The sequence below is a fragment of the Streptomyces maremycinicus genome, assembly GCF_001184025.1.
Taxonomy (GTDB): Bacteria; Actinomycetota; Actinomycetes; order Streptomycetales; family Streptomycetaceae; genus Streptomyces; species Streptomyces maremycinicus.
The window spans coordinates 1-22,798 of the sequence record NZ_BBYG01000019.1 but is presented as its reverse complement, the minus strand read 5'-3'; the positions used below and the strand labels follow the sequence as shown (position 1 = coordinate 22,798).

Annotated in this window: 22 protein-coding genes and 1 pseudogene; 7 read left to right on the top strand and 16 right to left on the bottom strand. The window is 70.9% G+C overall.

All coding sequences use genetic code 11. From position 1 onward, the window contains the following. The first annotated feature begins 108 nt into the window (after positions 1–108). Together AOQ37_RS29095 and AOQ37_RS29090 are read left to right on the top strand one after the other, a co-directional pair. Positions 109–777, top strand: a complete 669-nt coding sequence (locus tag AOQ37_RS29095) for a potassium channel family protein (RefSeq protein ID WP_020125146.1) — start codon at positions 109–111, stop codon at positions 775–777. Then, positions 777–1,454, top strand: coding sequence for a potassium channel family protein (locus tag AOQ37_RS29090; RefSeq protein ID WP_062648531.1), 678 nt, complete (start codon positions 777–779; stop codon positions 1,452–1,454). The genes AOQ37_RS29095 and AOQ37_RS29090 overlap by 1 nt, the downstream gene beginning before the upstream one ends. 251 nt (positions 1,455–1,705) lie before the next feature. Here the strand turns inward: AOQ37_RS29090 and AOQ37_RS29085 are convergent, their stop codons facing one another. From AOQ37_RS29085 to AOQ37_RS29050, 8 genes are all read right to left on the bottom strand, one after another. After that, positions 1,706–2,467, bottom strand: a complete 762-nt coding sequence (locus AOQ37_RS29085) for a DUF3159 domain-containing protein (RefSeq protein WP_062648529.1) — start codon at positions 2,465–2,467, stop codon at positions 1,706–1,708. A 3-nt stretch (positions 2,468–2,470) separates the two neighbouring features. After that, positions 2,471–2,869, bottom strand: a complete 399-nt coding sequence (locus AOQ37_RS29080; RefSeq protein WP_078890401.1) for an OB-fold nucleic acid binding domain-containing protein — start codon at positions 2,867–2,869, stop codon at positions 2,471–2,473. Between the two features lie 58 nt (positions 2,870–2,927). Then, a complete protein-coding gene (locus AOQ37_RS29075) occupies positions 2,928–3,644 on the bottom strand; it encodes a response regulator (RefSeq protein WP_062648527.1) in 717 nt (238 codons plus the stop codon). Then, positions 3,638–6,196, bottom strand: a complete 2,559-nt coding sequence (locus AOQ37_RS29070) for a DUF4118 domain-containing protein (RefSeq protein WP_062648525.1) — start codon at positions 6,194–6,196, stop codon at positions 3,638–3,640. Before AOQ37_RS29070 ends, AOQ37_RS29075 begins: the two co-directional genes overlap by 7 nt. Positions 6,197–6,381: 185 nt before the next feature. Further along, positions 6,382–7,560: an alginate lyase family protein gene (locus AOQ37_RS29065; protein ID WP_062648523.1), complete on the bottom strand. Its 1,179-nt coding sequence runs from the start codon at positions 7,558–7,560 to the stop codon at positions 6,382–6,384. Between the two features lie 231 nt (positions 7,561–7,791). Further along, positions 7,792–8,556, bottom strand: coding sequence for a DUF3710 domain-containing protein (locus AOQ37_RS29060; RefSeq protein ID WP_062648521.1), 765 nt, complete (start codon positions 8,554–8,556; stop codon positions 7,792–7,794). A 1-nt stretch (position 8,557) separates the two neighbouring features. Further along, on the bottom strand, positions 8,558–9,109 hold the full coding sequence (gene dut / locus AOQ37_RS29055; protein WP_062648519.1) for a dUTP diphosphatase: 552 nt from the start codon (positions 9,107–9,109) through the stop codon (positions 8,558–8,560). Next, positions 9,106–9,690: a PaaI family thioesterase gene (locus tag AOQ37_RS29050; protein WP_062648517.1), complete on the bottom strand. Its 585-nt coding sequence runs from the start codon at positions 9,688–9,690 to the stop codon at positions 9,106–9,108. Before AOQ37_RS29050 ends, dut begins: the two co-directional genes overlap by 4 nt. Positions 9,691–9,748: 58 nt before the next feature. Here AOQ37_RS29050 and AOQ37_RS29045 point away from each other — a divergent pair, with 58 nt between their 5' ends. Next, complete coding sequence (locus AOQ37_RS29045) at positions 9,749–10,213, top strand: DUF3093 domain-containing protein (RefSeq protein WP_062648515.1); 465 nt, start codon at positions 9,749–9,751, stop codon at positions 10,211–10,213. A gap of 34 nt (positions 10,214–10,247) precedes the next feature. On the opposite strand, the gene AOQ37_RS29040 is transcribed toward AOQ37_RS29045, so the two are convergent. The 4 genes from AOQ37_RS29040 to AOQ37_RS29025 all read right to left on the bottom strand — a co-directional run bounded on the left by AOQ37_RS29040 (position 10,248) and on the right by AOQ37_RS29025 (position 13,887). After that, positions 10,248–11,276, bottom strand: coding sequence for a hypothetical protein (locus AOQ37_RS29040; RefSeq protein WP_234437035.1), 1,029 nt, complete (start codon positions 11,274–11,276; stop codon positions 10,248–10,250). A gap of 13 nt (positions 11,277–11,289) precedes the next feature. Further along, a complete protein-coding gene (locus tag AOQ37_RS29035) occupies positions 11,290–11,586 on the bottom strand; it encodes a DUF4193 domain-containing protein (RefSeq protein ID WP_003993510.1) in 297 nt (98 codons plus the stop codon). A 396-nt stretch (positions 11,587–11,982) separates the two neighbouring features. Further along, positions 11,983–13,227, bottom strand: coding sequence for a sensor histidine kinase (locus tag AOQ37_RS29030; protein WP_062648512.1), 1,245 nt, complete (start codon positions 13,225–13,227; stop codon positions 11,983–11,985). A gap of 6 nt (positions 13,228–13,233) precedes the next feature. Beyond that, the gene (locus AOQ37_RS29025; RefSeq protein ID WP_020125132.1) at positions 13,234–13,887 is read right to left on the bottom strand and encodes a response regulator transcription factor; all 654 of its coding nucleotides are present in this window, start codon (positions 13,885–13,887) and stop codon (positions 13,234–13,236) included. A gap of 416 nt (positions 13,888–14,303) precedes the next feature. Between AOQ37_RS29025 and AOQ37_RS40915 the strand changes: the two genes are divergently transcribed. After that, on the top strand, positions 14,304–14,480 hold the full coding sequence (locus AOQ37_RS40915) for a hypothetical protein (protein ID WP_199825099.1): 177 nt from the start codon (positions 14,304–14,306) through the stop codon (positions 14,478–14,480). A 75-nt stretch (positions 14,481–14,555) separates the two neighbouring features. Here the strand turns inward: AOQ37_RS40915 and AOQ37_RS29020 are convergent. Then, positions 14,556–15,370, bottom strand: a pseudogene (locus AOQ37_RS29020) (inositol monophosphatase family protein). An 8-nt stretch (positions 15,371–15,378) separates the two neighbouring features. Further along, positions 15,379–16,506: a ferrochelatase gene (locus tag AOQ37_RS29015; protein WP_062648510.1), complete on the bottom strand. Its 1,128-nt coding sequence runs from the start codon at positions 16,504–16,506 to the stop codon at positions 15,379–15,381. Positions 16,507–16,739: 233 nt separating this feature from the next. On the opposite strand from AOQ37_RS29015, the gene AOQ37_RS29010 reads away from it, so the two are divergent. Beyond that, the gene (locus AOQ37_RS29010; protein WP_062648508.1) at positions 16,740–17,978 is read left to right on the top strand and encodes an MFS transporter; all 1,239 of its coding nucleotides are present in this window, start codon (positions 16,740–16,742) and stop codon (positions 17,976–17,978) included. Next, positions 17,938–19,266 (top strand): D-arabinono-1,4-lactone oxidase, encoded by a 1,329-nt coding sequence (locus AOQ37_RS29005; RefSeq protein WP_062648506.1) that lies wholly within the window; start codon positions 17,938–17,940, stop codon positions 19,264–19,266. The genes AOQ37_RS29010 and AOQ37_RS29005 overlap by 41 nt, the downstream gene beginning before the upstream one ends. On the opposite strand, the gene AOQ37_RS29000 is transcribed toward AOQ37_RS29005, so the two are convergent. Continuing rightward, positions 19,190–20,113 carry a hypothetical protein gene (locus tag AOQ37_RS29000; protein ID WP_062648504.1) on the bottom strand — a complete coding sequence of 308 codons (924 nt, stop codon included), beginning with the start codon at positions 20,111–20,113 and terminating at the stop codon, positions 19,190–19,192. The two genes, AOQ37_RS29005 and AOQ37_RS29000, sit on opposite strands and share 77 nt — an antisense overlap. A gap of 472 nt (positions 20,114–20,585) precedes the next feature. Here AOQ37_RS29000 and sepH point away from each other — a divergent pair, with 472 nt between their 5' ends. Continuing rightward, a complete protein-coding gene (gene sepH / locus AOQ37_RS28995; RefSeq protein WP_062648502.1) occupies positions 20,586–21,623 on the top strand; it encodes a septation protein SepH in 1,038 nt (345 codons plus the stop codon). 163 nt (positions 21,624–21,786) lie between these two features. Here the strand turns inward: sepH and AOQ37_RS28990 are convergent, their stop codons facing one another. Next, positions 21,787–22,638, bottom strand: coding sequence for a sulfurtransferase (locus AOQ37_RS28990; RefSeq protein ID WP_107085330.1), 852 nt, complete (start codon positions 22,636–22,638; stop codon positions 21,787–21,789). Positions 22,639–22,798: the final 160 nt, after the last annotated feature.

Below are 22,798 nucleotides of genomic sequence, written 5' to 3'. Positions count from 1 at the left end.
CCTGCGGTGACCGCACGTGTGTAGCTTGGTCGACGGTCTGAGACCCTGTTCAAAGCCAAGCCAGATTTTTTATTGACTTCTTGACTTTTTGACCTCGGAAGGACGGTCGTGCACATCGTCATCATGGGCTGCGGCAGGGTGGGTTCCGCCCTCGCGCAGACCCTGGAGCAACAGGGGCACACGGTCGCCGTGATCGACCAGGACCCCACCGCCTTCCGACGACTGGGCTCCGGTTTCGGTGGCCGGCGGGTCACCGGAGTCGGCTTCGACCAGGACACCCTGCGCGAGGCGGGCATCGAGGAGGCCGGCGCCTTCGCGGCCGTGTCCAGCGGCGACAACTCCAACATCATCGCCGCCCGGGTGGCCCGTGAGATGTTCGGCATCGAGAACGTCGCCGCCCGTATCTACGACCCCCGGCGCGCCGAGGTCTACCAGCGCCTGGGTATCCCCACCGTCGCCACCGTGCGCTGGACGGCCGACCAGATGCTGCGCCGGCTGCTCCCGTCGGGCGCCGAGCCGCTGTGGCGCGACCCCACCGGCGGCGTCGAGCTCGCCGAGGTGCACGCCGCCCCGTCCTGGGTCGGCCACAAGATCAGCAAGCTTCAGGAGGAGACGGGCGTCCGCGTGGCGTTCCTCACCCGCCTCGGCGAGGCGATCCTGCCGACCTCGCAGACGGTGCTCCAGGAGGGCGATCTGGTGCACGTGATGCTGCGCAGCGACGAGGTCGAGAAGGTCGAGGCCTCGTTCGCCGAGGGTCCCAAGGAGGACGGTCACTGATGAGGGTCGCCATTGCCGGAGCCGGCGCCGTCGGCCGCTCGATCGCGGGCGAACTGCTGGAGAACGGCCACGAGGTGCTGCTCGTGGACAAGGCGCCGACCGCCATCTCGGTCGAGCGCGTCCCACAGGCGGAGTGGCTGCTGGCCGACGCCTGTGAGATCACCTCCCTCGACGAGGCGGCCCTCCAGCGCTGCAACGTCGTGATCGCCGCGACCGGCGACGACAAGGTCAACCTGGTCGTGTCGCTGCTGGCCAAGACGGAGTACGGCGTCCCGCGCGTCGTCGCCCGGGTGAACAACCCGAAGAACGAGTGGCTGTTCAACGAGTCCTGGGGCGTGGACGTGGCCGTCTCCACCCCCCGTCTGATGTCCGCCCTGGTCGAGGAGGCGGTGAGCGTCGGCGACCTGGTCCGGCTGCTCCGCTTCAGCCACGGCGACGCCAACCTCGTCGAACTGACCCTCCCCGAGGAGTCGGCCCTGGCCGGCACCCAGGTCGGCGACGTGGAATGGCCCGAGGACACCTCGCTGGTCACCATCATCCGAGGCACCCGGGTCCTGACCCCGACCCGCGAGGACTCCCTCGAACCGGGCGACGAACTCCTCTTCGTGGCCGCCCAGGCCAGGGAGGAGCAGCTGGAGGACCTCCTGTCGGTCCGCAAGGAGGACACCGCCGGCTGAGCCGCGAGACATACGCAGGATGGGGGCGCCCGGAAATCTCCGGACGCCCCCGTCACGCGTCTGTGTCTTTCGGCCCGTCCGGCCTTCGAGGACCCGCCCGCCGTGCGAGTCCCTCTCAGCCCGTCCGGCGTTCGAGCACGGGCCCTTACGTGTCCCTACCAGCCCGTCCGGCGTTCGAGGACGAGGCACGTTCAGGGCCGAAGGGGGTCCGGGGGCGCAGCCCCCGGGGACGGTCACCCCGACACCGGGAGCTACTCCCGACGGTGCCGCCCACCCGCCTCCGACGTCTCCGACGTCTCCGCGGCGGCGGCCTCCGCCTTCTCCTCCGCCTCCATCTCCGCGAACACGTCGATCGGCGCGGGCGCCTTCGCGAGGAAGACCCACGTCAGCCAGACCGCGAGCAGGAACGGCGGGATCTTCAGCGCGATCAGCACCCAGCCCAGCTGCGCGGTGTCGGCCCACCAGTACAGCGGGAAGAGGATCGCGCACTTGGCGAGCAGGATCAGCCCCCAGGCCCAGCTGGCCTTGGCGTACGCCGTCTTACGACCGGGGTTGCGGGTCCGCCAGGAGAGGTTCTCCTTGAAGACCGGGCCCAGGATCAGGCCGATCAGCGGCACCCCGCACAGCGTCGTGATGATGTAGGCGAGGGCCAGGCCCAGCGTGTAGAGCATGCCCGGCAGATAGAAGTCCTTGGCGTTGCCGGTCATCATCGCGAAGACGACGCCGAAGGCGACCCCGAAAACCCCGCTGAAGGCGTGCTTGACCGTGTCCTTCATCGCCAGGCGGACCACGACCAGGATCAGCGACACCGCGAGCGCGGCGATCGCGGACATGTGCAGATCCTTGTTGATCGTGAAGACCGTGACGAAGAGCAGGCCGGGCACGACCGTCTCGACCATGCCCCGGACCCCGCCGAACGCCTCGAACAGCGCGGCCTCGGTCACCGCCCGGGCGTCGGCCGCGGTCGTGTCGTCCGCGGTCGTGTCTTCGGTCGGCTTGTCGAGCGACGTCACCGGCTACTCCCTACCCAGGGGTCTCAGTTCGTACTTGGGGTTGAACAGCACCCGGCGGCCCCGGCTCATGGAGACCCGACCCGATGCGATGAGCCTGCGTCCCGGCTCTATGCCCACGATGGAGCGCCTGCCCAGCCACACCACGTCCAGCGCGGCGCTGCCGTCGAACAGCTCGGCCTCCAGGGCCGGGACTCCGGCGCGTGGCCGCAGAGTGACCGTGCGCAAGGTACCAGTAACCGTGACGATCTGGCGGTCCTGGCAGTCTCCGATCCGGGTGCATCCGGCCGTCTCGGCGTCCTCTCGCAGCTCCTCCGACTCCAGGTCCTCCTGCGAAGAGGAGAGCCGGTCGAGCATGCGCCGGAACCGGCCCACCGGCTTTTCGGAACGAGGGACAGCACTCATGTCTGAAGGGTACCGGGGCACCCCCGCGGAGCCGTAGTCGCCGCCCCACCGGGTCGTACTAGCGCTCGAACCGGTATCCCATCCCCGGCTCCGTGACGAAGTGCTCGGGATGCGAGGGATCCGCCTCGAGCTTGCGTCTCAGCTGGGCCATGTACACCCGCAGGTAGTTGGTCTCCGTCCCGTAGGACGGCCCCCACACCTCCTGGAGCAGCTGCTTCTGGCTGACCAGCCGGCCGCTGTTGCGTACCAGCACCTCCAGCAGATGCCACTCCGTGGGCGTCAGCCGTACGTCCTTCCCCGCCCGGTTGACCTTCTTCGCGGCCAGGTCGACGGTGAACGTGCCGGTCTCCACCAGCACCTCGTCGTCGCCGCCTCCGGCGGGTTCGGCCCGGCGGACGGCGGCGCGCAGCCGGGCGAGCAACTCGTCCATGCCGAACGGCTTGGTGACGTAGTCGTCGGCGCCCGCGTCGAGCGCCTCGACCTTCTCGTCCGAGGAGTGCCGGGCGGACAGCACCAGGATCGGCACCCTGGTCCAGCCGCGCAGGCCCTTGATCACCTCGACGCCGTCCATGTCCGGCAGGCCCAGGTCGAGGACGATGACGTCCGGGTGGCGGGCGGCGGCGAGCCGGAGGGCGGTGGCTCCGTCGTGGGCGGCGTCGACCTCGTACCTGCGGGCCTTGAGGTTGATCACGAGGGCGCGGACGATCTGCGGCTCGTCGTCGATCACGAGCACTCTCGTGGGAGCCTGGGGCGTCCCCTCGGCCGGGCTCAGCATGAGGCGTGCCTTTCGGGTTGTGCGGGCTGTGCGGCCTGCGGCTCGGGGCGCGGTCCCGCCGCGCGGACGGTGAGGACCATGGTGAGGCCGCCGCCGGGGGTGTCCTCCGCGTCGAGGGTGCCGCCCATGGCCTCGGCGAAGCCGCGCGCGACCGCGAGCCCCAGGCCCACCCCGGCCCCGCGCGGGGCGTCACCGTAGCGCTGGAAAGGGGCGAATATCCGCTCCTTGGCCTCGTCGGGGACGCCCGGTCCGCGGTCCACGACCCGCACCTCGACCCGGTCGGACAGCGCGCTCGCCGAGACCAGCACGCTCCGGCCGGCCGGACTGTACTTGACCGCGTTCTCCACGAGGTTGGCGACCGACCGCTCCAGCAGCCCGGCGTCCACCGCGACCATGGGCAGCGACTCCGGGATGTCCAGTTCGACGCTCTCGGTGGGATCGGGCACGCCGCCCAGCGCCATCGGCACCACCTCGTCGAGGTCGGTCTCCCGGATGATCGGCGTGACCGTACCGGTCTGGAGGCGGGACATGTCCAGCAGGTTGCCCACCAGGTGGTCGAGGCGGTCCGCGCCGTCCTCGATGCCTTCCAGGAGCTCCGCCTCGTCCTCCTCCGACCAGGCGACGTCGTCGGATCTGAGGCTCGACACCGCCGCCTTGATCCCGGCCAGCGGGGTCCGCAGGTCGTGGCTCACGGCGGCCAGCAGGGCCGTGCGGATGCGGTTGCCCTCGGCCAGCGCGCGGGCCTGTTCGGCCTCCTCCTGGAGACGCCGCCGGTCCAGTACGACGACGGCCTGCGCGGCGAACGCGGCCAGTACCCGCCGGTCCTCCGCGGGCAGGACCCGGCCGGTGAGCGCCAGCGCCAGGTGGTCGCCGACCGGGACGTCCACGTCCGCGTCCTCGGGCCGCTCGACCGGTCGTCCGGACCCGACGTGGCCCGCGCGGGTCCACGGGGCTCTGTCGTCGGCCCGCTCCAGCAGTGCCGCCGACTCCATCCCGAAGGTCTCGCGCACCCGCTCCAGCAGCGCCTCCAGGCTGGTCTCGCCGCGCAGCACGTTGCCCGCCAGGTAGGACAGGATCTCCGACTCGGCGCGCAGCCGGGCCGCCTGGTGCGTACGCCGGGCCGCCAGGTCGACCACCGACGCCACCGACACCCCCACGCCGACGAAGATCACGATGGCGACGATGTTCTTGGGATCGGCGATCGTCCAGCGGTGCAGGGGCGGTGTGTAGAAGTAGTTCAGCAGGAGCGAGCCCACCGCCGCCGAGGCCAGGGCCGGCAACAGCCCGCCCAGCAGCGCCGCCGCCACCGTCACGGCCAGGAACAGCAGCATGTCGTTGGCGAGGCCGAGGTGGACGGTGTTCAGCAGCAGGGCCAGCAGCACCGGACCGAGCACACCGACCAGCCAGCCCCACAGGATCCGGGCCCGCCCGAGCCGGGCGCTCCGGGCCACCGGCAGGCCACGCCCCTTGGCGACCTCTTCGTGGGTGACGATGTGCACGTCGAGGTCGGACCCCGCGCCCCGGGCGACGGTCGCGCCCACCCCGGGCCCGAAGACGTACTGCCAGGTCTTGCGGCGCGAGGAGCCGAGCACGATCTGGGTGGCGTTGACCCCGCGGGCGAAGTCGAGCAGGGCGGCGGGGATGTCGTCGCCGACCACGTGGTGGAAGGTGCCGCCGAGGTCCTCGACGAGGGTGCGCTGGACCGCGAGTTCCTTGGGCGAGGCGGACGTCAGCCCGTCGCTGCGGGCGATGTACACGGCCAGTACCTCCCCGCCCGCGCCCTTCTCCGCCAGTCGGGCCGCCCGCCGGATCAGGGTGCGTCCCTCCGGGCCGCCGGTCAGCCCGACCACGATCCGCTCGCGTGACCCCCAGATCGCCGACACGCGGTGATCGCTGCGGTACTGCTTCAGGTATTCGTCGACCCGGTCGGCCACCCACAGCAGGGCCAGCTCGCGCAGGGCGGTGAGGTTGCCGGGCCGGAAGTAGTTGGAGAGGGCGGCGTCGACCTTGTCCGGCTGATAGATGTTCCCGTGCGCCATCCGCCGCCGCAGCGCCTGCGGCGCCATGTCCACCAGCTCGATCTCGTCGGCACGCCGGACGAACTCGTCGGGCACCGTCTCCTGCTGCCGCACCCCCGTGATCGACTCCACGACGTCGCCGAGGGACTCCAGGTGCTGGATGTTCACGGTCGAGACCACGTCGACGCCGGCGGCGAGCAGTTCCTGCACGTCCTGCCAGCGCTTGGCGTTGCGTGAGCCCGGGACGTTGGTGTGCGCGAGTTCGTCCACCAGGGCGACCCGCGGGGCTCGGGTGAGGACCGCGTCCACGTCCATCTCGGTGAAGGTGCCGCCCCGGTACTCCAGTTCCCGGCGCGGGACCTGTTCGAGGCCGTGCAGCATCACCTCGGTGCGCTGCCGCCCGTGGTGCTCGACGAACCCCACCACGCAGTCCGTGCCGCGCTCCACCCGGCGGTGCGCTTCGGACAGCATCGCGTACGTCTTGCCCACGCCCGGTGCCGCACCGAGGTAGATCCGAAGCTTTCCGCGTGCCATGGCCTCATTGTCTTCCCGTGACTCCTGCGTACGCAGCGTCGACCTTACGGCCAACGGATCCGACATAAGGGACGGACTGAAGGGTGAGGGGCGCCTTTGACGCAACCCTGACGCGGCGAGACGGACACCGGCGCCCCTCACCCCTTCATCGGACGAGCCCCCCGTATCGGTTCACGCACATCGGGTCACGCGGGATTGTCCCCGTGGGTGAGCGTCTCCCAGGCGACGAAGAGGTTGTTGCTGCCCGCCGGGCGGTTCTGGAGGGTCAGCGTCTGGGTGTTGGTCATCGCGATGCCCAGACGGTTGTGCAGCGCGTTGTAGCCGACCTCGGTGACCGGGCCGAGCGCCTGGTTCAGCGAGCCGCCGCACAGCCAGCTCGGGACGGCCGCGCCGAGTTCGTACTTGGCCTGGAAGCCGAGCGCCTGCCGCAGCCGCTCGCCGACGTCGGTGCCGTACAGGTCCTGCCCCTGGATCCGGCTGGTCTCGGCGACGTGCGAGATCGCGGAGATGCCGTACCCGGTGTGGGTGAGGTCGCGGCAGGTCTCCTGGGTGAGGCCGGTGACGAAGGTTCCCTGTCCCTGCCAGTAGGCGACGACCTTGTCCCGGGTGTTCAGGTTCTGGCTGGGCACGGTCTTCGGCAGCTCACCGTCGGAGGCCAGGTAGACGTAGGCGGCCGTGCGGGTGCGGAACCTCGCCATCGCCTTGTCGTACGAGGTCCTGTCCTCGAGGAAGACGGAGATGCCGATCGCGGCCTCCGTCATGGACAGCTCCCAGTTGCCGTTGGAGTTGGAGCCGTTGATGACCTCGGGCAGGTAGACGTCCCGCAGCATGGTCGCGAAGCGGCCGGAGCCGGACCAGCCGCCGGTGTACGTGTACTTGATGATCTCGGCGGCCCTCGGCCAGGACGAGCCGGCCCAGCCGGTCTGGAGGGGCGCGTTGCTGTTGGTGTGGTCCTTGACGACGGCCGACCATGCGTCCATCAGCTCGATGGCCTTCTTCGCGTACCGCTCGTCCCGCGTGACGTACCAGGCGAGGGCGTCGGTGTAGGCCGCGAGGGCGTCCTCCCGCTCGTCCGTGCAGCCGTAGTTCGGGTTGGAGTAGGACCCGCACTCGACCACGGCGCGAGGCTTGGGGGTGCGGCTCAGGCTGGCGTACTTGCTCGCCAGCAACTGGTCGAAGGCGCCCTTCCAGGGCTGGGCCGCGGAGTCGACCTTGCCCCGGACGAAGTCCAGTTGTGCCCGCGAGACGGTGACCCCGGGGTGGGCGAAGGTGGTGGGGGCGGCTTGGGCCCGGGGGGCGTTCGGTGACACGAGAGCGCCCAGGACCAGGGCGGTGACGGTCACAAGGAATGCGGTTCGACGCACAGCAGCTCCGTTCTCGTTCTTGTATGTGAACACAGAGCGCCCTTATGAACTCAGGCGTTGAGCGGGACCGTAGGTCCAGACCAATGGACCGTCAAGGGTTCACACACGAGAAGCGCGCGAGACGCGGACACGACAAAGGGCCGCACCCCGTGCGGGGTGCGGCCCTCAGAGCCGTGCGGTCCGCCGTCGCGGACCGCCGCGCGGACCGCCGTCGCGGTCTGCCGTCCTGGACTAGCGGACCTCGGTGATCTCCGGTCCGCGCTGAAGCTGGCCCATGCCGCCCGAGAAGCGGGAGCCCTCGTCCTGCTGCTGGACGCCCTCGGGGACCATCTGCGCGTCGTTCGGCAGCTTGAGGACGATGGGGTCGCGGGGCGCCATCGGACCCTCGCCGCGGACCACGACGGTGTCCCGGAAGATCTGCTCGAGCAGACCGGCCGCCTGCGGCTGCACCGCGCCCTGGCCCGAGATCACCCCGCGCAGGAACCAGCGGGGACCGTCCACGCCGACGAACCGCACGACGTGGAAGCCACCCGTGCCGTCCGGCAGCTGTACCGGCACCTGCGCCCGCAGCTCCCAGCCCAGCGGGCCCTCGACCTCGTCGACGATGCCACCCTGCTGGGTGATGCCGGAGCCGATCTCCTCGCGCACCTCGCCCCAGATGCCCTCGCGCTTGGGAGCGGCGAAGGCCTGGAGCTGGATGGCGCTGTCGCGCAGCACGACGGTCGCCGCGACGATCGCGTCACCGGCGACCTCGACCCGCAGCTCCATGCCGTCGACCCCGGGCACGAAGATCCCGCCGAGGTCCACCCGGCCCTCGGCCGGGTCGCGCACCTCCGAGTCGTCCCAGGGCCCGTCGGGGCGCGGCTCGGGCTCGAGACGCACCCGCTCGCGCTCGCCCTCCACGTCGTCCGCCTCAGCGTCGACACTGTCGACGACCTGCTCGGCCTCGCCGGCCGCGTCCTCGGCGGCACCCTTCTTCTTGCGACGTCCGAACACGTCACTGTCCTTCCCGGTCGGATACGACCGAAGCGTATCGATTCCCACCCGTCGCGCCGCCCTCGGCGGCCGAGGCGCTTGTACCGCTTTCACCGCCCACGGCCGCATGCCCGCCGGTGGACCCGAAGCCCCCTGCGGCCCGCGCGGATTCGGGAAGCTCCGCCACCTCCTGGAAGCGGACCCTCTCGACCTGCTGGACGACCAGTTGGGCAATCCGGTCGAAGCGCTCGAACCGCACGGACTCGCGCGGGTCGAGATTCACCACGATCACCTTGATCTCCCCACGGTACCCGGCATCAACCGTCCCCGGGGCATTCACGAGGGCGACGCCGCACCGGGCTGCCAGCCCCGAGCGCGGGTGCACGAAGGCCGCGTACCCCTCGGGCAGGGCGATGGACACCCCCGTGGGCAGTACGGCCCGCTCCCCCGGCGCGAGTTCATGACCGATCGTGGTGCGCAGATCCGCCCCGGCGTCACCGGGGTGCTCGTACGTCGGAAGCGGTACGTCGGGGTCGACGCGCCGGATCAGGACGTTCAGGGGGTCACGGCTCACGGGTTCACCTCGAAGGCGCGGGCGCGCCTGATCTGGTCCGGGTCGCTCATGGCGGCCTCGATCTCCGCCGGCCGGCCGTGGCTCACGAAGTGCTCGACCGCGACCTCGATGAAGAGCGCGTCGGCACGGACGGCGAGCGGCCCGCCGGGACCGCCGATCCGCCCGGTGGCACTGGAGTAGATCTTGCGCCCGGCCACCGCCGTCACCTCGGCCTCCAGGTACAGCGTGGTGCCGACCGGCACGGGCCGGACGAAGTCGGTCTCCAGCCGTCCGGTCACGGCGATCGTCCGCAGCAGCCAGTTCAGCGAGCCGAGCGTCTCGTCGAGGGCGGTGGCCAGGACCCCGCCGTGCGCGAGGCCGGGCGCGCCCTGGTGGGCGGGCTGCACGGTGAACTCGGCGGTGACGGTCACCCCCTCGCCGGCCCGCGCCTCCAGGTGCAGCCCGTGCGTCTGCTCGCCGCCACATCCGAAACAGTGTTCGTAGTGGGCACCGAGGAGCTCGCCGGGCACGGGAGCGTCGGGGTGCCGGACGGGTTTCACGGCATCGGCCGGAGGCTCAAGAGCTGCGGAAGTACCACTCACAGGCGCAGACCTTACCCGCGCGTCCGCCACATCAGGACACCGTGCCAAGCTTGGCCGCATGCAGCTCTCGACCACCCCGTACGAAGAACGCCTCACCGCCCCCAGGTCGTGGTGGTTCGTCTCGTTCCTCGTGGGTGTCTCCATGGCCCTGATCCTGCTGCCCTTCGGCACCCTGCCGTTGCTCGGCGGGCTGGTCGGCGGCACCGCGGCCGCCGCCGTCGTGGCCAGCTCATACGGTTCCGTCCGCATCCGCGTCGTGGGCGACTCGCTCATCGCCGGCGAGGCGAAGATCCCGGTCGCGGCCCTGGGCGAGGCGGAGATCCTGGACGCGGACGAGGCGCGCGCCTGGCGCACGCACAAGGCCGACACCCGGGCGTTCCTGCTGTTGCGCTCGTACATCCCCACGGCACTGCGGGTCGAGGTCACCGACCCGGACGACCCGACGCCGTACCTGTACCTGTCGACGCGGGAGCCGGAGCGTCTGGCCGAGGCGCTGAAGGCCGCGCGGGAGGCGACGGCGTAACCGGCCGTCTCGACGCCCGTGCCCTCCGGGCTTCTCAGGGTTCTCGGTTCCCGGGGCTGTCAGGGTTCTCAGGGTTCCCGGGGTTCTCAGGGTTCCCGGAGATTCCGGGACTGCCGGGGCCCAGGGAATGCAGGGGGTTCTCGGGGATCTCCTCGATGGCCAGGGCGTCCGCCGGCTTCTCCAGCGGCGGCAGTGCCGGCAGCTCGTCCCACGGCACCTGCCGCTTCCGCAGGTCTGCCCGGACCTTCCCGGCCACTCTCCTGGTGTCCCGCCGGTTCATGACCGCTCCGACGGCGGCGCCCACCATGAAGGGCATCAGCATCGGCAGATCGCGGACCATGCGCTTCATGATCTGCTGGCGCAGCTCGCGCTTCATCTGGCCGCCCAGCGCCGAGTTGACCGTGGACGGCTTCATGACGTCGACGCCTCGTTCGCCCGACCACGACCGCAGATACGCGGTGCTGCGGTCCTTGAGACCGCCCGCCGGGCGCACGCCGTAGACCTCGTGGAGCTCGGCGATCAGTTTCAGTTCGATCGCCGCGACCCCGGTGATCTCCGCGGCCAGTTCGGTGGGCATCGCGGGCGGTACGGGGAGCATCGCCGCCGCCCCGATGCCCGCGCCGACGGTGGACGTGGCGTTGGCCGCGCCCGAGACGAGTTTGTCGGCGAGCTGCTCCGGCCCGAGGCCGGGGAACTGCCTGCGCAGCGTCTGGAGGTCCCGTACGGGGACCCGGGGGGCGAGGTCGATGATCCGGTCGGCGAGGTGCCCCAGTCCCGCCCTGGCGCGGTTCCCGCCCTTGCGGACGCCTTCCTTGGCGAGGTCCGTCGCCTTGTCCCGGATGGCCGCCGCCCGCCGTCTGGCGACGGGGGCGGCGCTCCGCGTCTGCACCGGTCGGTCAGTCCGGTCCGTCGCGGGTTCGAGCGAGGCCGATCCCGCAGGGACCGCTCCCGTACCGGATGAGCCTCGCTCGTCGTCACGCACGCCGTGAGGGCCGCGGGAGGGCCCCTTGTCCGTTCCCCACAGGGGGAAGCGGCGCTTCCTGGGTGGGGTCGAGCCAGTCACGGCCGACCCCGCCTCAGTCGCAGTCGCGGCAGATCGGCTGGCCGTTCTTCTCCCGGGCCAGCTGGCTGCGGTGATGCACCAGGAAGCAGCTCATGCAGGTGAACTCGTCCTGCTGCTTCGGCAGCACCCGGACGGCCAGTTCCTCGTTCGAGAGGTCTGCGCCGGGCAGCTCGAGACCTTCGGCGGCCTCGAATTCGTCGACATCGACTGCGGAGGCGGACTTGTCGTTCCGCCTGGCCTTCAGCTCTTCAAGACTGTCTGAGTCGACGTCGTCATCGGTCTTGCGTGGGGTGTCGTAATCGGTAGCCATTTCGCCTCTCCCCCTCTGGGTGTCTGCGGTGTCTCCAGCGCACGTAACGCGTGAGAGGCCGGACTTGTGCCCGCCTCGAGGCGGAGATTTTGCCTCACATCAAGGTCTGTTACTCAATCGACACCCAACCGAACTCCTCACGAGTGATCGGCTTGGATGGCGATCGGGACCGTACACGGTCCGATTGCCGCACTTCAAAGGCGTCTCACCGTGTACTTCCCGTGATCAGGACCCCTGAAAACCCGGATTTTCCGGGCTTTACGACGGCATTCATGATCACGGAGAGTAGATGGCCGGAAATTCGCCCTTGTGATCGATCACACACGGGGAAGCCGGGTCGGGACCCAGAAAATTCCGCGCAAAGCGAACATCCTCGCGTGTGTCGGCGACATGATCTCAGACGGGGAAGGTGACCCGCATCACGAGTCCACCCCCCTCGCGCGGCTGGGCCGCGATATGACCGCCGTGCGCCCGTGCCACGGACCGCACGATGGACAGACCCAACCCGACCCCCTTGTCACTGCCGGTCCGCTCCGTACGCAGGCGACGGAAGGGCTCGAACAGATTATCGATCTCATAGGCGGGCACGACCGGCCCGGTGTTCGACACGACGAGGACCGCCTGCCCGTGCTGGACCTCGGTGGTCACCTCGACCCAGCCGCCCTCGGACACGTTGTACCGTACGGCGTTCTGCACGAGATTCAGCGCGATCCGCTCCAACAGGACGCCGTTGCCCTGGACGACGGCCGGTTTCTGATCACCCCGGATCACGACGCCCTTGGCCGCCGCCTCCCCGTGCACCTGGTCGATGGCCTGCCCGGCGACCTCCGCGAGGTCGACCGGCTTGCGCTCGACGATCTGGTTGTCGCTGCGGGCGAGCAGCAGCAGTCCCTCGACGAGCTGCTCGCTGCGCTCGTTGGTGGCCAGCAGCGTCTTGCCGAGCTGCTGGAGCTCCACGGGCGCCTCCGGGTCGGACAGGTGCACTTCGAGCAGCGTCCGGTTGATCGCCAGCGGGGTCCTCAGCTCGTGCGAGGCGTTGCCCACGAAGCGCTGCTGGGCCGTGAAGGCCCGCTGGAGGCGCTCCAGCATGTCGTCGAAGGTGTCGGCCAGTTCCTTCAGCTCGTCGTCCGGTCCGTCCAGCTCGATACGGCGGGACAGGTCCGAGCCCGCCACCGCGCGCGCGGTGCGGGTGATCCGGCCGAGCGGGGACAGCACCCGGCCGGCCATGGCGTAGCCGAAGGCGAAGGCGATCACCGCGAGGCCCAGGAGAGCCAGCAGGGAGCGGCTGAGCAGGTTGTCCAGCGCCGCCTGGCGTTGGTGGTTCATGCACTGGCTGATCGCGTCGTTGAACTCCCCCAGCGTCTGGCCGCTGGCGAGCCCGGGACAGTCGGTGCTGGAGACCTTCAGGTTCCCGACGTCGATGATCTTGAACAACGGCTGGTTGCCGGTGTGCAGGGCCTGTGCGGCCAGCAGGTAGATGATCGACAGCAGCAGGATGCCGGCGATCAGGAACATGCCGCCGTACAGCAGCGTGAGGCGTATGCGGATGGTCGGGCGCAGCCACGGGAAGGGCGACTGCGGGCTCCTGGGGTCCCAGGTGGGCTTCGGGGGTGCCTGGGGAGGCGCGGGTGTCGTTGCCACGGCGGATCAGATCCGGTAGCCGGAACCGGGGACCGTGACGATCACCGGAGGCTCGCCCAGCTTGCGGCGGAGCGTCATGACGGTCACGCGTACGACGTTGGTGAACGGGTCGGTGTTCTCGTCCCATGCCTTCTCGAGGAGCTGCTCCGCGGAGACCACCGCTCCCTCGCTGCGCATCAGCACCTCCAGGACGGCGAACTCCTTCGGCGCGAGCTGGACCTCCTTGCCGTCGCGGAAGACCTCGCGGCGGTTGGGGTCGAGCTTGATGCCGGCCCGCTCCAGGACGGGCGGCAGCGGCAGACTCGTGCGCCGGCCGAGGGCACGCACGCGTGCGATCAGCTCGCTGAAGGCGAAGGGCTTGGGAAGGTAGTCGTCGGCGCCGATCTCCAGGCCCTCGACGCGGTCGCTGACGTCACCGGAGGCCGTGAGCATCAGCACGCGCGTGGGCATGCCGAGTTCGACGATCTTGCGGCAGACGTCGTCGCCGTGGACGAGGGGGAGGTCCCGGTCGAGGACGACCACGTCGTAGTCGTTGACGCCGATGCGCTCCAGAGCCGCCGCACCGTCGTACACGACGTCGACGGCCATGGCCTCCCGGCGCAGTCCGGTGGCCACCGCATCGGCGAGCAGCTGCTCGTCCTCGACGACGAGTACGCGCACGTCGCTTGTCCTTCCTGTGTCCACCCGCGTAGCGCTCCGTGAGCGCACGCGGGCAGGGGGTTCGGTGAGTGTGTGCCTCCATCCTGCCCTTTTCGGCCATAAGTCGGGGGTAAGGCGGCTGCGCGGAAGATGAAGGACGGGTGTGAAGCCCGGGAATGCGAGATTTTCTCGTGAGGTTGAGGTTTCCGCGGAAGGGAGCGGGGGGAGGACGGCTTTACACCCCGCGATCACGCTCTGCATGTGCCGCAGCACCATGCGGTACCCCGCGGTCCGTCGGCCGCAGAGCGGGCGTGGGTGTCCGGCACCGTCGCCGCCCGGCAGGGCAGCGCTGGGCACCTGTGGCAGACGTGATCGCCCCTTCTCAACCGGCACACCCCCGTGCCACCGACCCACGACCCAGGACGAGGGGGCGCAGCATGGACGCATTCACCGCAGGACTTCTGCACCGCATAAGGACGACCGAGTCCGACCTGACGCGGGCTCGCGACGAGGGCGACGACTTCCTCGTCGAGGTGGAACAGGCCGAGCTCGACGACCTGCGCCGCCTCGCCGCCGAGCACGGTGTGGAGGTCGGCGCGACGAGCGTCGCCTGAGCAGTACGTACGCAGACGGAGGGGCCCCGGCGAATCCAGCGCCGGGGCCCCTTCGCGTGGCCGCGCGGGAGCGGCTCAGTCGTGCCAGGCGCCGAAGTCCTCCAGGAGTCGCTGGAGGGGCTCGAAGACGCCGGGGGATGCCGCCACCGCCAGGTCGCGCGCGGGGCGCTCTCCGGGCCGCCCACCGGTCAGCGCGCCCGCTTCCCGGGCGATCAGGTCGCCCGCCGCGAGGTCCCAGGGGTGCAGTCCGCGTTCGTAGTAGCCGTCGAGGCGGCCGGCGGCCACGTCGCACAGGTCGACCGCGGCCGAGCCACTGCGCCGGATGTCGCGCAGCAGCGGGATCAGCCGCCGGGCGACGTCGGCCTGGTGGGCCCGGACCTCGGTGACGTAGTTGAACCCGGTGGAGACCAGGGCCTGCTCGAGGGGCGCCGCGGGACGGCAGGACAGGGCGCGCTCGCCCTGCCGGGCGCCGCTCCCCCAGGCCCCGCCGCCGCGTACCGCGTGGTACGTCTCGCCGCGCATCGGGATCTCGACCACCCCGGCGACGGTCTCGCCTCCTGCTCGGCCGCGATGGAGACGGCCCAGGTGGGCAGTCCGTAGAGGTAGTTGACCGTGCCGTCGAGGGGGTCGATCACCCAGCGGACGCCGCTGGTGCCCTCGCTGGAGGCACCCTCCTCGCCGAGGAAGCCGTCGTCGGGGCGGTGTTCGGAGATCAGTCCCGTGATCAGTTTCTCGGCCGCGATGTCCATCTCGGTGACCACGTCGATCGGGCTCGACTTGGTGGCGGCGACCGCGAGATCGGCCGGGCGGCCGTCCCGCAGCAGCTCGCCGGCCCGGCGGGCGGCCTCCTTGGCGAGCTCGAGCAGTTCGGTGTGCAGGGGGTCGGTCACGCCGTTCCTCACGCGTAGGGGCTGTCGGCGCCCGCGGCGGCGGGCTTGGGGGCACGGGCGGGGCAGCAGCCGACCGGGCACAGGTTGTGGCTCGCGCCGAGCGCCCCCAGGGCGCAGGGGGTGACCTCCAGGCCGTTCTCCGTCGCGGCGCGCTCCAGGACGAGCTCGCGGATCGCGGCGGCGAAGCGCGGGTCGGCGCCGACGGTGGCCGAGCGGCGCACCGGCAGGCCCAGTTCCTCGGCCTTGGCCTTGGCCTCCGTGTCGAGGTCGTAGAGGACCTCCATGTGGTCGGAGACGAAGCCGATGGGGGCCATCACGACGGCCGGGACGCCGGCCGCGTGCCGCTCCTCCAGGTGGTCGCAGATGTCGGGCTCCAGCCAGGGGATGTGCGGGGCGCCGGAGCGGGACTGGTAGACGAGCTGCCAGGGGTGGTCCACGCCGGTGCGCTCGCGGACGGCGTCGGCGATGAGCCGGGCGGTGTCCAGGTGCTGCTTCACGTACGCGCCGCCGTCGCCGTGGGCCTCGACCGGGCCGGAGGTGTCCGCCGACGCGATCGGGATGGAGTGGGTCGAGAAGGCGAGGTGCGCGCCGTCCCTGACCTCCTCGGGGAGGTCGGCCAGCGACCGCAGCACACCCTCGATCATGGGTTCCAGGAAGCCGGGGTGGTTGAAGTAGTGCCGCAGCTTGTCGACCTTCGGCGGTTCGAGCCCCTCGGCCTCCAGCGCGGCCAGCGAGTCGGCGAGGTTCTCACGGTACTGACGGCAGCCGGAGTACGAGGCGTAGGCGCTGGTGGCGAGGACGAGGACGCGACGACGGCCGTCGGTGACCATCTCGCGCAGGGTGTCCGTGAGGTACGGCGCCCAGTTGCGGTTGCCCCAGTAGATCGGCAGGTCCAGGCCGTGGTCGGCGAAGTCCTTGCGCAGGGCGTCCAGCAGGGCGCGGTTCTGGTCGTTGATGGGGCTTACCCCGCCGAACAGGAAGTAGTGCCGGCCGACTTCCTTGAGGCGTTCCTTGGGGATGCCGCGCCCGCGCGTCACGTTCTCCAGGAACGGAACCACGTCGTCCGGCCCTTCCGGGCCGCCGAAGGAGAGCAGGAGCAGGGCGTCGTAGGGGGTGGCATCGAGCGCGTCTCGCATGAGTCGATCCTGCCACCCGCCTCCGACAGGCGGGAATCGGCGGGGTGCCGGGCGGGGTACCGGGCATATCCGGATGCGTTAGGGTTGCCTAACTTCGTAAGCTGTATGAGCCATCTTCACGCCTTACCGGTTCCGCCGGGCTCACCGCACGCCTTACCGAGTCCCTCAGAGCCGCCTTCCCCCACGCCGCGCCGAGCCGTCACGCGCGCGTGCCCGGACCCACCGGAGACCCCGTGCCCAGCCCGTACCGAGCCCTCTTCGCCGCCCCCGGCTCCACAGGTTTCTCCGCCGCCGGGTTCCTCGGCAGGATGCCGCTGTCGATGATGGGCATCGGCGTGGTCACGATGGTCTCCCAGCTCACCGGACGCTACGGGCTGGCGGGCGCGCTGTCGGCGACCATCGCGCTGGCGGCGGCCGCCTTCGGGCCGCAGATCTCGCGCCTGGTGGATGTGCACGGTCAGCGCAGGGTGCTGCGCCCGGCGACGCTGGTCGCGCTCACCGCCGCGGCCGGGCTGCTGCTCGCCGCGCACTTCGAGTGGCCGGACTGGGTGCTGTTCGTGTGCGCCGCCGGGATCGGTTCCGTACCGAGCCTGGGTGCGATGATCCGGGCCCGCTGGGCGGCCGTGTACCGGGGCACGCCACAACTGCACACCGCGTACTCCTTCGAGTCCGTGGTGGACGAGGTGTGCTTCATCTTCGGGCCGATCATCTCCATCGGCCTGTCCACGGCCTGGTTCCCGGAGGCCGGCCCGCTGCTGGCGGCCGGATTCCTCGCCGTCGGCGTCTTCTGGCTGACCGCCCAGCGGGCCACCGAGCCCGCGCCGCACCCGCGCGCGACGCGCGGCGGCGGCTCGGCTCTGCGCTCGCCCGGACTCCAGGTCCTGGTGGCCACCTTCGTGGCGACCGGGACGATCTTCGGAGCGGTCGACGTGGTGACGGTCGCCTTCGCCGACGAGCAGGGCCACAAGGGCGCGGCCAGTGTCGTCCTCGCGCTCTACGCGGCCGGTTCCTGCGTGGCCGGGCTCGTCTTCGGGCTGCTGCACCTCAAGGGGACGCCGGAACGACGCTGGCTGCTGGGCGTGTTCATGATGGGCGTGAGTATGATCCCCCTCCTACTGGTCGGGAACTTGCCGTTTCTGGCCGTGGCGCTGTTCCTTGCGGGTCTGGCCATCGCTCCCACGATGATCACCACGATGTCCCTCATCGAAGAGCACGTACCACGCGCACAACTGACCGAGGGCATGACCTGGATCAGCACCGGGCTCGCGGTCGGCGTCGCGCTCGGCTCCTCCATCGCCGGCTGGGTCATCGACGCGGCGGGCGCACAGGCCGGGTACGGGGTTCCGGCGGTGTCCGGAGCTGTCGCGGTCGCGGTCGGTTTTCTGGGGTACCGCCGGCTGAGCAGGCCGGCGCCGGGTCGGGGAGGCACCGTTGAGCAGCACAGCGAGCGGGAAGAACGCCACGTGGCGTAACTGGGGCGGCAATGTCGCCGCCCGTCCCGCGCGGGAGGTCACGCCCGCCTCCGTCGACGAACTGGCCGAGGCGGTGCGCCGGGCCGCCGAGGACGGACTGAGGGTGAAGGCCGTCGGTACCGGGCATTCCTTCACGTCGATAGCGGCGACCGACGGTGTGTTGATCCGCCCTCAACTGTTGACGGGCATTCGCCACATTGATCGCGACAACATGACCGTCACGGTAGAGGCCGGCACCCCGCTCAAGCGGCTCAACCTGGCGCTGGCGCGCGAGGGCCTGTCGCTCACCAACATGGGCGACATCATGGAGCAGACGGTCTCCGGGGCCACCAGCACCGGCACCCACGGCACCGGCCGCGAGTCCGCCTCGATCGCCGCCCAGATCAAGGGCCTCGAGCTCGTCACGGCGGACGGCTCGGTCCTCACCTGCTCCGAGAAGGGCACCGAGCAGGAGCGCGCGCTCTTCGCCGCCGCCCGGATCGGACTGGGCGCCCTCGGTGTCGTCACCGCGATCACCTTCGCCGTGGAACCGATCTTCCTGCTCACCGCGCGGGAGGAACCGATGCCCTTCGACAAGGTCCTCGCCGAGTTCGACGAGCTGTGGGCCGAGAACGAGCACTTCGAGTTCTACTGGTTCCCGCACACCGGCAGCACCAACACCAAGCGCAACAACCGCAGCGCGGGCCCGCGCAGACCGGTGAGCCAGGTCTCGAGCTGGATCGAGGACGAGTTCCTCTCCAACGGCGTCTTCCAGGTGGCCCAGTGGGTGGGGAGGGCCGTGCCCGCCACGATCCCGGCCATCGCGCAGGTGTCCAGCAAGGCCCTGTCCGCGCGCACCTACACGGACATCCCGTACAAGGTCTTCACCTCTCCGCGCCGGGTCCGCTTCGTGGAGATGGAGTACGCCGTTCCGCGCGAGGCGGTGACCGGGACGCTGCGCGAGCTGAAGGCGATGCTCGACCGCTCGGGCCTGCGGGTGAGTTTCCCCGTGGAGGTGCGCACCGCGCCCGCCGACGACATCACCCTGTCCACCGCCTCCGGACGCGACAGCGCCTACATCGCCGTCCACATGGCCAAGGGCACGCCCTACCAGGGGTACTTCACCGCGGCCGAGCGCATCTTCACCGCCCACGAGGGCCGGCCGCACTGGGGCAAGGTGCACACCCGGGACGCCGAGTACTTCGCCGACGTCTATCCGCGCTTCGGCGAGTTCACGGCGCTGCGGGACCGGCTGGATCCTGGTCGTCTGTTCCAGAACGACTACCTGCGAAGGGTTCTGGGGTCGTAGCGGACCCCGTGGGTGCGGGGGTCGCCGGGTCGTCGGCCCCCGTGCCGCCCTCCGTGGCCGTGGGAGCCGGCGCGGTCCCGTCCGTCGCACCACCGCCGGTGTCGTCCCCCGAGTCCTCCCCGCTGCCGCTCGCCGGGGAGGAGACCCCGTCCGAGGGATCCGACGCCCCGGCCGAGGGGGTGGCGGGCGAGGACGGGGACGCCGTCGGCGAAGTGCTGTCCGTGCCGTCCGAGTCCTCGGAGTTCCCGGAGTTCCCGCCGGAGGAGCCGGAGGACGTACCGGACGAGGAACCGCCGCCCGTCACCGCCCCGCTGACCGTCGTACCCCGGTCGCCGCTGAAGCTGTCGCCCGACACCAGCTCGTAGGTGGTGATCCCGGCCATCGCGACCCCGAAGACGAGCGCGGCCGCCACCACCGGCCGCTTGCGGCGCCCGGACCGGGCGCGGTGGACGGTGCCCTCGGTGAACTCGCCCGGCGGGAGCGGGGTGCGCCCCCTCGGTCGCGCGGCCACCCGCGGGTCGCGGGCCTGCGGGTCGCGGACCCGTACGCCGTGCACCTGTGCGCCGTGCACCTGTGCGCCGTGCGCGTCGCGGACCTGCGCCTCGCGCAACTGCTCCCCCGTACGGCTGAAGAAGTGCTGGAAGAGCGATCCGCCGCAGGTGGCGACCACGCTGACCAGACCCGCGCCGAGGATCGTGCCGTAGACCCCGAAGTACGAGGCGAGTTTCGCGGCCACCACCGCGGCCACGGCGCTGCCGGCTACCTGAGGCACGCTCAGGTCGATCCGCTTGCGCTTCACCTCCTCCCCGGCGCTCGCTCCACCGACGGTTTCGGGCCTTTCACGCATACCGGGAGCTTGCCTTCCTTTCCCTCACTTGATCAATCAACTGCACGAGAAGGGGACGTACGGGCGAAAGCGATAGTTCCTTTTCGGGAGATTGCGTGAACTACACCACGCCCAAGATCGCGAAATGTCCGCGGGGGACGGCCAAGTCCCACCTCTCCACAGAAGTTGGGTGGCGCGCCAATCCACGCACGTGGCCCAAATGGAGTACTGTTGCGAGCCCTGGGCCCGGTCTCCCTCCAGGATGTCCGGGGCCTCGCTGGACCGCTTGAGGGGGGGCTCGTCGCACAGGGTGATGGGGTTGGTCACTCAGCGTGGCGAATAGGTAACCGTGCCATAACGGCGGCGCAGGACCTGTGCCCGACACGCCGGGCAACTCGGCAAGGTAGTGGCAGGCTGCACCCGGGCAGGCCACACTCGACTAGCGGAAGCAGCGACGCACGTGACGTCGGCAGGCACCACCCGGGAGGTCCCCATGCCCGAACTGCGTGTCGTGGCCGTCTCGAATGACGGCACACGGCTGGTGCTGAAGGCTGCGGACAGCACGGAGTACACGCTTCCGATCGATGAGCGTCTGCGCGCCGCCGTCCGCGGCGACCGTCCCCGCCTCGGCCAGATCGAGATCGAGGTGGAGAGCCATCTCCGCCCCCGTGACATCCAGGCGCGTATACGTGCCGGCGCCACCGCGGAAGAAGTCGCCCAGATGGCCGGCATCCCTGTCGACCGTGTGCGCCGCTTCGAGGGCCCGGTGCTGGCCGAGCGCGCCTTCATGGCCGAGCGGGCCCGGAAGACCCCGGTCCGCCGCCCCGGAGAGAACGCCGGCCCCCAACTCGGCGAAGCGGTCCAGGAACGGCTGCTGCTGCGCGGCGCCGACAAGGACACCGTCCAGTGGGACTCGTGGCGTCGCGACGACGGCACCTGGGAAGTCCTTCTGGTCTATCTGGTCGCGGGCGAGCCGCACTCGGCGAGCTGGACGTACGACCCGCCCCGGCGGCTCGTCCAGGCCGTCGACGACGAGGCGCGCTCGCTGATCGGCGAGTCCGACGACCTGGCCGCTCCCGAGCCCAGTTTCCCCTTCGTCCCGCGCATCGCACGGCTGCCGCGCGACCGTCCGCTGGACCGCACGCTCGACCGGCCCAGCCTGCCGGCCCAGGCGTCCGAGCCCACCGAGGAGAGCACGGGCGAGCGGGAACGCGACTCGCTGACCAGTCTGTTGGAGGCGGTGCCGAGCTTCCGAGGCGACATGGTCGTCCCGGAGCGCCCGGCTGAGCCCGTCCCGGAGGAGCCCGACGAGCAGGAGCCCGTCGCCGAGGAGCCCCCGGCTCCGGCCGCCTCCGCCGGGTCCGCCTACGCGGACGTCCTCATGCCGCGTTCCGTCGGCAGCCACCGTGACCGTCTCATCGGTGCCACCGACCGGCAGGCCGAGGCGGACGGCGTCCGTCCGGGCCGCCGCGCCGCGGTGCCCAGTTGGGACGAGATCGTGTTCGGCACCCGGCGGAAGAAGCAGGAGTAACCGGCCCTCGGGCAACGGCCCCGGGGTGTCGGCCGGTTCACGGGATCCGGTGGGCACCATCCTCATGTGTGCGGAGATCCGTACCGGCGTGGGGATCCGTACGGCATGGGGAAGGGCCGCACCTGTCCGGTGCGGCCCTTCCCCATGTGTCCGCGCGGCGGGACTACCGGGGATCGGGGCCCACGGCGACCGGCCGCGCCGGGTCCGAGGACCACTCCGACCAGGAGCCGACGTACAGGGCCGCCGGGATCCCCGCGACGGCCAGGGCCAACACCTCGTGGGCGCCGGAGACGCCCGAGCCGCAGTACACGCCGACCTCGGTGCCGTCGGACGCCCCCAGCGCCTTGAAGCGGTCCCGCAGATCCTCCGCCGCCAGGAAGCGGCCGTCCGGGCCCACGTTGTCGTTCGTGGGCGCGGAGACGGCACCCGGAATGTGCCCGCCGACCCGGTCGATCGGCTCGACCTCACCCCGGTACCGCTCCCCCGCGCGGGCGTCGAACAACACCCCGGAACCGGCGAGGGCGGCTGCCCCGTCGGCGTCGAGGAGTCCCGTGGCGCCCGGCACCGGCTCGAAGTCGCCCTCCCCGCGCGCGGGGACGTCGCGCGAGAGCTCGCCCTGCCACGACGGCAACCCGCCGTCGAGGACCCGCACGTCCGGGTGACCCGTCCAGCGCAGCAGCCACCACGCACGGGCGGCCGCCCAGCCCTGCCCGCCGTCGTACACGACGACCGGCCTGTCCGCCGAGACACCCGCCCGGCGCATCGCGGAACCGAACAGCGCGAGGTCCGGCAGCGGATGCCGGCCGCGGCCACCCGGCGCCCCCGCAAGCTCCCGGTCCAGGTCGACGTAGACCGCGCCGGGTACATGCCCGGCCTCGTACGCGGCGCGCCCGTCGAACGGCGGCTCCCCCGCCGCCTTCGCCACGCTGAGCTGCCAGCGGACGTCGAGGACGACCGGCGGGTTCTCCCCCGCCAGGTCGCCGGCCAGTTCCGATGCGGAGATGATGACGTTCATGCTCACCATCCTCGCGTACGGGGTGGCCTCATCGCTCATGTCCGGCTACTCTGCTCGGCCGGACAGGCTCGGTCACAGGGTGTGCGGGATCGAGCACATGCCGTACAGGCGATCGACATACGGCGACAACCACGCGTAAACCAATGAGAAACCCCCTATC

Excerpts from the sequence above, each read along its gene's own strand:
- AOQ37_RS29090 (WP_062648531.1), top strand. The coding sequence starts at position 777 with ATGAGGGTCGCCATTGCCGGAGCCGGCGCCGTCGGCCGCTCGATCGCG.
- AOQ37_RS29080 (WP_078890401.1), bottom strand. The coding sequence starts at position 2,869 with ATGAGTGCTGTCCCTCGTTCCGAAAAGCCGGTGGGCCGGTTCCGGCGC.
- AOQ37_RS29075 (WP_062648527.1), bottom strand. The coding sequence starts at position 3,644 with ATGCTGAGCCCGGCCGAGGGGACGCCCCAGGCTCCCACGAGAGTGCTC.
- AOQ37_RS29070 (WP_062648525.1), bottom strand. The coding sequence starts at position 6,196 with ATGGCACGCGGAAAGCTTCGGATCTACCTCGGTGCGGCACCGGGCGTG.
- AOQ37_RS29045 (WP_062648515.1), top strand. The coding sequence starts at position 9,749 with ATGCAGCTCTCGACCACCCCGTACGAAGAACGCCTCACCGCCCCCAGG.
- AOQ37_RS29035 (WP_003993510.1), bottom strand. The coding sequence starts at position 11,586 with ATGGCTACCGATTACGACACCCCACGCAAGACCGATGACGACGTCGAC.
- AOQ37_RS40915 (WP_199825099.1), top strand. The coding sequence starts at position 14,304 with ATGGACGCATTCACCGCAGGACTTCTGCACCGCATAAGGACGACCGAG.
- AOQ37_RS29015 (WP_062648510.1), bottom strand. The coding sequence starts at position 16,506 with ATGCGAGACGCGCTCGATGCCACCCCCTACGACGCCCTGCTCCTGCTC.
- AOQ37_RS29000 (WP_062648504.1), bottom strand. The coding sequence starts at position 20,113 with ATGCGTGAAAGGCCCGAAACCGTCGGTGGAGCGAGCGCCGGGGAGGAG.
- sepH (WP_062648502.1), top strand. The coding sequence starts at position 20,586 with ATGCCCGAACTGCGTGTCGTGGCCGTCTCGAATGACGGCACACGGCTG.
- AOQ37_RS28990 (WP_107085330.1), bottom strand. The coding sequence starts at position 22,638 with ATGAACGTCATCATCTCCGCATCGGAACTGGCCGGCGACCTGGCGGGG.